This is a genomic window from Rhodopseudomonas sp. AAP120 (genome assembly GCF_001295845.1).
Classification (GTDB): domain Bacteria; phylum Pseudomonadota; class Alphaproteobacteria; order Rhizobiales; family Xanthobacteraceae; genus Rhodopseudomonas.
Genome location: NZ_LJIC01000067.1, coordinates 21,346 through 27,973, shown reverse-complemented (window position 1 = coordinate 27,973; position 6,628 = coordinate 21,346). Strand labels below are relative to the sequence as shown.

General features: G+C 64.1%; 14 protein-coding genes. All 14 read left to right on the top strand.

The annotated features are described in order from the left end of the window. The first annotated feature begins 143 nt into the window (after positions 1–143). From rpsJ to rplE, 14 genes are read left to right on the top strand one after another with little or no spacing between them, the layout of a single operon-like run. A complete protein-coding gene (gene rpsJ, locus IP86_RS11795) occupies positions 144–452 on the top strand; it encodes a 30S ribosomal protein S10 (protein ID WP_002712302.1) in 309 nt (102 codons plus the stop codon). Between the two features lie 50 nt (positions 453–502). Continuing rightward, a complete protein-coding gene (gene rplC, locus IP86_RS11790; RefSeq protein WP_054162721.1) occupies positions 503–1,228 on the top strand; it encodes a 50S ribosomal protein L3 in 726 nt (241 codons plus the stop codon). 1 nt (position 1,229) lies between these two features. Next, the gene (gene rplD / locus IP86_RS11785) at positions 1,230–1,850 is read left to right on the top strand and encodes a 50S ribosomal protein L4 (RefSeq protein ID WP_054162720.1); all 621 of its coding nucleotides are present in this window, start codon (positions 1,230–1,232) and stop codon (positions 1,848–1,850) included. Then, a complete protein-coding gene (locus tag IP86_RS11780) occupies positions 1,847–2,146 on the top strand; it encodes a 50S ribosomal protein L23 (RefSeq protein ID WP_054162719.1) in 300 nt (99 codons plus the stop codon). Before rplD ends, IP86_RS11780 begins: the two co-directional genes overlap by 4 nt. Positions 2,147–2,159: 13 nt before the next feature. Then, positions 2,160–2,996, top strand: coding sequence for a 50S ribosomal protein L2 (gene rplB / locus IP86_RS11775; protein ID WP_054162718.1), 837 nt, complete (start codon positions 2,160–2,162; stop codon positions 2,994–2,996). Positions 2,997–3,007: 11 nt separating this feature from the next. Then, positions 3,008–3,286 carry a 30S ribosomal protein S19 gene (rpsS, locus tag IP86_RS11770; protein WP_054162717.1) on the top strand — a complete coding sequence of 93 codons (279 nt, stop codon included), beginning with the start codon at positions 3,008–3,010 and terminating at the stop codon, positions 3,284–3,286. Between the two features lie 10 nt (positions 3,287–3,296). Next, positions 3,297–3,683 carry a 50S ribosomal protein L22 gene (gene rplV, locus IP86_RS11765; protein WP_054162716.1) on the top strand — a complete coding sequence of 129 codons (387 nt, stop codon included), beginning with the start codon at positions 3,297–3,299 and terminating at the stop codon, positions 3,681–3,683. A gap of 22 nt (positions 3,684–3,705) precedes the next feature. Further along, positions 3,706–4,404 (top strand): 30S ribosomal protein S3, encoded by a 699-nt coding sequence (rpsC, locus tag IP86_RS11760; RefSeq protein WP_054162715.1) that lies wholly within the window; start codon positions 3,706–3,708, stop codon positions 4,402–4,404. 33 nt (positions 4,405–4,437) lie between these two features. Then, the gene (rplP, locus tag IP86_RS11755; protein ID WP_054162714.1) at positions 4,438–4,851 is read left to right on the top strand and encodes a 50S ribosomal protein L16; all 414 of its coding nucleotides are present in this window, start codon (positions 4,438–4,440) and stop codon (positions 4,849–4,851) included. A 5-nt stretch (positions 4,852–4,856) separates the two neighbouring features. Further along, the gene (rpmC, locus tag IP86_RS11750) at positions 4,857–5,066 is read left to right on the top strand and encodes a 50S ribosomal protein L29 (RefSeq protein ID WP_054162713.1); all 210 of its coding nucleotides are present in this window, start codon (positions 4,857–4,859) and stop codon (positions 5,064–5,066) included. A gap of 12 nt (positions 5,067–5,078) precedes the next feature. Further along, positions 5,079–5,327, top strand: coding sequence for a 30S ribosomal protein S17 (rpsQ, locus tag IP86_RS11745; protein WP_054162712.1), 249 nt, complete (start codon positions 5,079–5,081; stop codon positions 5,325–5,327). A 60-nt stretch (positions 5,328–5,387) separates the two neighbouring features. Beyond that, the gene (gene rplN, locus IP86_RS11740; protein ID WP_011441195.1) at positions 5,388–5,756 is read left to right on the top strand and encodes a 50S ribosomal protein L14; all 369 of its coding nucleotides are present in this window, start codon (positions 5,388–5,390) and stop codon (positions 5,754–5,756) included. Beyond that, positions 5,756–6,070: a 50S ribosomal protein L24 gene (gene rplX, locus IP86_RS11735; protein WP_054162711.1), complete on the top strand. Its 315-nt coding sequence runs from the start codon at positions 5,756–5,758 to the stop codon at positions 6,068–6,070. Before rplN ends, rplX begins: the two co-directional genes overlap by 1 nt. After that, entirely contained in the window at positions 6,063–6,620 is a 558-nt protein-coding gene (rplE, locus tag IP86_RS11730) for a 50S ribosomal protein L5 (RefSeq protein ID WP_054162710.1), read from the top strand. Before rplX ends, rplE begins: the two co-directional genes overlap by 8 nt. Positions 6,621–6,628: the final 8 nt, after the last annotated feature.

Genomic DNA, 6,628 nt, shown 5'->3' with positions numbered 1-6,628 from the left:
TCCGCGAAGGCGGCCGCACCGTCGGCGCAGGCGTCGTCGCCGCGATCATCGAGTAAGAACGCGAATAGCGAATAGGGAGTGGCGAATAGGGGACTATTCGCTACTCGCCACTCACCACTCGCTCTCTAAAGAAAGATACGGCAATGAACGGCCAAAATATTCGCATTCGCCTCAAGGCGTTCGACCATCGGATTCTCGATACGTCGACGCGTGAGATCGTCAACACCGCGAAGCGAACCGGTGCGCAGGTGCGCGGGCCGATCCCGCTGCCGACCCGGATCGAGAAGTTCACCGTCAACCGTTCGCCGCACGTCGATAAGAAGAGCCGCGAGCAGTTCGAGATGCGCACTCACAAGCGCCTGCTCGACATCGTCGACCCGACCCCGCAGACCGTCGATGCGCTGATGAAGCTCGACCTCGCTGCCGGCGTCGACGTCGAAATCAAGCTCTGAGATTGGACCGTCCGGTTAAGTAACGGACAGAAAGAACAGGAAGCACGCCGATGCGCTCCGGAGTGATCGCACAGAAGGTCGGGATGACGCGGGTCTTTACAGAGGCCGGCGAACATATCCCCGTGACCGTGCTGAAGCTGGGCAACTGCCAGGTGCTGGCCCACCGCACCACCGAAAAGAACGGCTATGTGGCGCTGCAGCTCGGCTCCGGCTCGCGCAAGACCGTCTATATGCCGAAGGCCGAACGCGGCCAGTTCGCGGCCGCCAAGGTCGAACCGAAGCGTAAGGTCGCCGAGTTCCGCGTGTCCGAGGACTCGCTGATCCCGGTCGGCGCCGAGATTCAGGCCGACCATTTCGTCGTCGGCCAGTTCGTCGACGTCACCGGCACTTCGACCGGTAAGGGCTTCGCCGGCGGTATGAAGCGCTGGAATTTCGGCGGTCTGCGCGCCACCCACGGCGTGTCGGTGTCGCACCGCTCGATCGGTTCGACCGGTGGCCGTCAGGATCCCGGCAAGACCTTCAAGAACAAGAAGATGCCCGGCCACATGGGTGTCGACCGCATCACCACGCTGAACCTGCGTGTGGTGCAGACCGACGTCGAGCGCGGCCTGATCCTGGTCGAGGGTGCCGTTCCGGGTACCAAGGGCGGCTGGATCTCGGTGCGCGACGCCGTGAAGAAGGCGCTGCCGGCCGACGCGCCGAAGCCGGGCAAGTTCCGGCTGGCCAATGGCGGCGACGAAGCTGCGGCTCCGGCTGCCGAGCAGGAGGGTGTGTGAGATGGAATTGAAGGTCACCACTCTCGAGGGTAAGGAAGCCGGCTCGGTCCAGCTGTCCGACACCATCTTCGGTCTCGAGCCGCGCCAGGACATCGTGCAGCGCTGCGTGATCTGGCAGCTCGCCAAGCGCCAGGCCGGCACCCACAAGGCCAAGGGCCGCGCCGAAGTCTGGCGCACCGGCAAGAAGATGTACAAGCAGAAGGGCACCGGCGGTGCTCGTCACGGTTCGCAGCGCGTGCCGCAGTTCCGCGGCGGTGGCCGTGCGTTCGGCCCGGTGGTGCGTTCGCACGCCATCGACCTGCCGAAGAAGGTCCGCGCCCTGGCGCTGAAGCACGCTCTGTCGGCCAAGGCCAAGGGCGGCGGCCTGATCGTGCTCGACAAGGCCGAGCTGGAAGCCGCCAAGACCAAGGCTCTGGTCGGTGCGTTCTCGGGTCTCGGCCTGACCAGCGCGCTGATCATCGACGGCGCCGAGGTGAACACCGGTTTCGCCACGGCGGCCCGCAACATTCCGAACATCGACGTGCTGCCGATCCAGGGCATCAACGTCTACGACATTGTGCGCCGCCAGAAGCTGGTGCTGACCAAGGCTGCGCTGGATGCGTTGGAGGCGCGCTTTAAATGAAAACCATCGATCCGCGCCATTACGACGTGATCGTTGCGCCGGTCGTGACCGAAAAGGCCACGACGGCGTCCGAACACAACAAGGTCGTGTTCAAGGTGCAGGGCGGCGCCACCAAGCCGCAGATCAAGGAAGCCGTCGAGAAGCTGTTCGACGTCAAGGTGAAGAGCGTGAACACGCTGGTGCGCAAGGGCAAGTCGAAGTCCTTCCGCGGCACCTTCGGCACGCAGTCGGACACCAAGCGTGCGGTCGTGACCCTGGAAGAGGGTCATCGCATCGACGTGACCACCGGACTGTAAGGCGGGACCGACCATGGCATTGAAGACGTTTAATCCCACGACGCCGGGCCAGCGCCAGCTGGTCATGGTCGATCGTTCGGCCCTGTACAAGGGCAAGCCGGTCAAGTCGCTGACCGAGGGCAAGAACCAGGCGGGCGGTCGTAACAACACCGGCCGGATCACCGTGCGTTTCCGCGGCGGTGGCCACAAGCAGACCTATCGCATGGTCGATTTCAAGCGCACCAAGGTCGACGTTCCGGCCAAGGTCGAGCGCCTGGAATACGATCCGAACCGCACCGCGTTCATCGCGCTGATCAAGTACGAGGACGGCGAGCAGGCCTACATCCTGGCTCCGCAGCGCCTCGCGGTCGGCGACACCGTGATCGCCGGCGCCTATGTCGACGTGAAGCCGGGCAACGTCATGCCGCTCGGCAACATGCCGGTCGGCACGATCGTGCACAACATCGAGCTGAAGATCGGCAAGGGCGGGCAGATCGCGCGTTCGGCCGGTACCTACGCCCAGGTCGTCGGTCGCGATCATGACTACGTCATCGTTCGCCTGAATTCGGGCGAGCAGCGTCTGGTCCACGGCCGCTGCACCGCCACGATCGGCGCGGTGTCGAACCCGGACCACATGAACATCTCGATCGGCAAGGCGGGCCGCAAGCGCTGGCTCGGCCGCCGTCCGCACAACCGCGGCGTCGTGATGAACCCGATCGACCATCCGCACGGCGGTGGTGAAGGACGCACTTCGGGCGGCCGTCACCCGGTGACTCCGTGGGGCAAGCCGACCAAGGGCAAGAAGACCCGCTCGAACAAGTCGACCGACAAGTTCATTCTCATCAGCCGCCACAAGCGGAAGAAGAAGTAAGGAAGCCGGACATGGTTCGCTCAGTCTGGAAGGGCCCGTTCGTCGAGGGCTCGCTGCTGAAGAAGGCGGATGCGGCGCGCGCGTCGGGCCGTCACGACGTCATCAAGATCTGGAGCCGCCGCTCCACCATCCTGCCGCAGTTCGTCGGGCTGACTTTCGGCGTCTACAACGGCCAGAAGCACGTCCCGGTGGCGGTGAACGAGGAAATGGTGGGTCACAAGTTCGGCGAGTTCTCGCCGACCCGCACGTTCCACGGCCACTCCGGCGACAAGAAGTCGAAGAAGGGTTGAGGACGAAGCCATGAGCAAACCCAAGCGCGAACGGAGCCTCCCGGATAACGAGGCCAAGGCCGTCGCCCGGATGCTTCGCGTCTCTCCGCAGAAGCTCAATCTGGTCGCTCAGCTGATCCGCGGCCGCAGCGCGTCTGCGGCGCTCGCCGACCTAGCGTTCTCGCGCAAGCGGATCGCGGTCGACGTCAAGAAGTGCCTGGAATCGGCGATCGCCAACGCCGAGAACAACCACGATCTGGACGTCGACGCGCTGGTCGTGTCGGAAGCCCATGTCGGCAAGGGCATCGTGATGAAGCGTTTCTCGCCGCGCGGCCGTGGTCGCTCGGGCCGTATTTTCAAACCCTTCGCGCAGCTGACGATCGTCGTTCGTCAGGTCGAAGCAGAAGCAAGCGCTTAAGCGAAGGCGCGGGAGACTTTCGATGGGTCAAAAGATCAATCCGATCGGGCTGCGGCTGGGTATCAACCGGACGTGGGATTCCCGTTGGTTCGCGGGCAAGAGCGAATACGGCAAGCTGCTGCACGAGGACGTCAAGATCCGCGAGATCCTGCACAAGGAATTGAAGCAGGCCGCGGTGGCGCGCATCGTGATCGAGCGTCCGCACAAGAAGTGCCGGGTGACGATCCACTCGGCGCGTCCGGGCGTCGTGATCGGCAAGAAGGGCGCCGACATCGACAAGCTGCGCAAGAAGGTCGCCGACATCACGTCTTCGGACGTCGTGATCAACATCGTCGAAATCCGCAAGCCGGAGCTCGACGCCACGCTGGTCGCCGAGTCGATCGCGCAGCAGCTCGAGCGCCGCGTCGCGTTCCGCCGCGCGATGAAGCGGGCGGTGCAGTCGGCGATGCGTCTCGGCGCCGAGGGCATCCGGATCAACTGCTCGGGCCGTCTCGGCGGTGCCGAAATCGCCCGTATGGAGTGGTATCGCGAAGGTCGCGTGCCGCTGCACACGCTGCGCGCCGACATCGATTACGGCGTCGCGACGGCGTTCACCACGTTCGGCACCTGCGGCGTCAAGGTGTGGATCTTCAAGGGCGAGATCCTCGAGCACGATCCGATGGCGCAGGACAAGCGGATGGCCGAAGGCGACAACTCGCGGCCGCGCCGCGATGCTGCCTGACCGGCTGCTGAAGAAGGTTTGAGGGCGTAAGCCATGATGCAACCAAAGAAGACCAAGTTCCGCAAGGCGCACAAGGGCCGCATCCACGGCGTTGCGTCGTCGGGCGCGACCCTGGCTTTCGGCCAGTTCGGCCTGAAGGCGATGGAGCCTGAGCGCGTCACCGCGCGCCAGATCGAAGCCGCGCGTCGTGCGCTGACCCGTCACATGAAGCGTGCCGGCCGCGTCTGGATCCGCATCTTCCCGGACGTTCCGGTGTCGAAGAAGCCGGCCGAAGTCCGCATGGGCTCCGGCAAGGGTTCGCCGGAATTGTGGGTGGCGCGGGTCAAGCCGGGCCGGGTGATGTTCGAGATCGACGGCGTCAATCAGCAGCTCGCCAAGGAAGCGCTGACGCTCGCCGCCGCCAAGCTGCCGATCAAGACGCGCTTCGTCGCGCGCATTGCGGAGTAATCGACATGGCTGAGATGAAGACCGCCGACATCCGCGCGATGAGCGAAGATCAGATGGACGACGCGATCGTGGGCCTGAAGAAGGAGCGCTTCAACCTCCGCTTCCAACGCGCCACCGGCCAGCTCGAGAACACCTCTCGGCTGCGCGAGGCCCGTCGCGACATCGCCCGTATCAAGACCATCGCCGCGCAGAAGCGCGCCGGCAAGACGAAGTAAGGACCTTTAGACATGCCGAAGAGGACCCTGCAGGGCGTGGTCGTCAGCGACAAGCAAGAGAAGACGATCGTGGTGCGCGTCGACCGTCGCTTCACCCACCCGATCTACAAGAAGACGATCCGGCGCTCGAAGAACTACCACGCCCACGACGAGAACAATCAGTTCCATCCGGGCGACATGGTGTGGATCGAGGAGAGCAAGCCGATCTCCAAGCTCAAGCGCTGGACCGTGGTCCGGGGCGAACCGAAGAAGACCGCCTAAGCGCATTCGCGCATCAGTTGAGAGCGCAATCGCGCATTAGAGAGAGGACGAGGTGCATCAATGATCCAGATGCAGACCAACCTCGACGTGGCCGATAATTCCGGCGCACGCCGTGTCATGTGCATCAAGGTGCTGGGGGGCTCCAAGCGCCGCTATGCCACCGTGGGCGACGTTATCGTAGTGTCGATCAAGGAAGCGATTCCGCGCGGCAAGGTGAAGAAGGGCGACGTCATGAAGGCCGTGGTGGTCCGGGTCCGCAAGGACATCCGCCGCCCCGACGGCTCCGTCATCCGCTTCGACCGCAACGCCGCCGTGCTGATCAACAATCAGTCCGAGCCGGTCGGCACCCGTATTTTCGGGCCGGTGCCGCGCGAGCTGCGCGCGAAGAACCACATGAAAATCATTTCGCTGGCGCCGGAGGTGCTGTGATGGCCGCCAAGATCCGCAAGGGTGACAAGGTGATCGTACTGAGCGGGCGCGACAAGGGTCGCACCGGCGAGGTGTTCGAAGTGCGTCCCGACGCCGACGTGGCGCTGGTGCGCGGCATCAACATGGTCAAGCGTCACCAGAAGCAGACCCAGACCCAGGAAGGCGGCATCATCTCGAAAGAGGCGCCGATCCACCTGTCCAACATCGCGATCGTCGGCAAGGACGGCAAACCGACCCGCGTCGGTTTCAAGGTCCTGGCGGACGGCAAGAAGGTTCGCATCGCCAAGAGCTCGGGAGCAGAGATCGATGGCTGAGACGGCATACGTTCCGCGCCTGCGCACGGAATACGACAAGAGCATCCGCACCGCGCTGACCGAGAAGTTCGGTTACGCCAACGCCATGCAGGTTCCGAAGCTCGACAAGGTCGTGCTGAACATGGGCGTCGGCGAGGCGGTCAACGATCGCAAGAAGGCGGAGCAGGCGGCGGCTGACATGTCGCTGATCGCCGGCCAGAAGGCGGTCGTGACCTATTCGCGCGTCGCGATTTCGACCTTCAAGCTGCGTGAGAATCAGCCGATCGGCTGCAAGGTCACGTTGCGTGGCGCCAAGATGTACGAGTTCATCGACCGCCTGATCACGGTCGCGCTGCCGCGCGTTCGCGACTTCCGCGGCCTGAACCCGAAGAGCTTCGACGGCCGTGGCAACTACTCGCTCGGCATCAAGGAGCACATCATTTTCCCCGAGATCGACTTCGACAAGACCGGCGAGTCGTGGGGCATGGATATCACCGTCTGCACGACGGCGCGCACCAACGACGAGGCACGCGCGCTGTTGACCGCATTCAATTTCCCGTTCCGGCAGTGAGTCGCTGA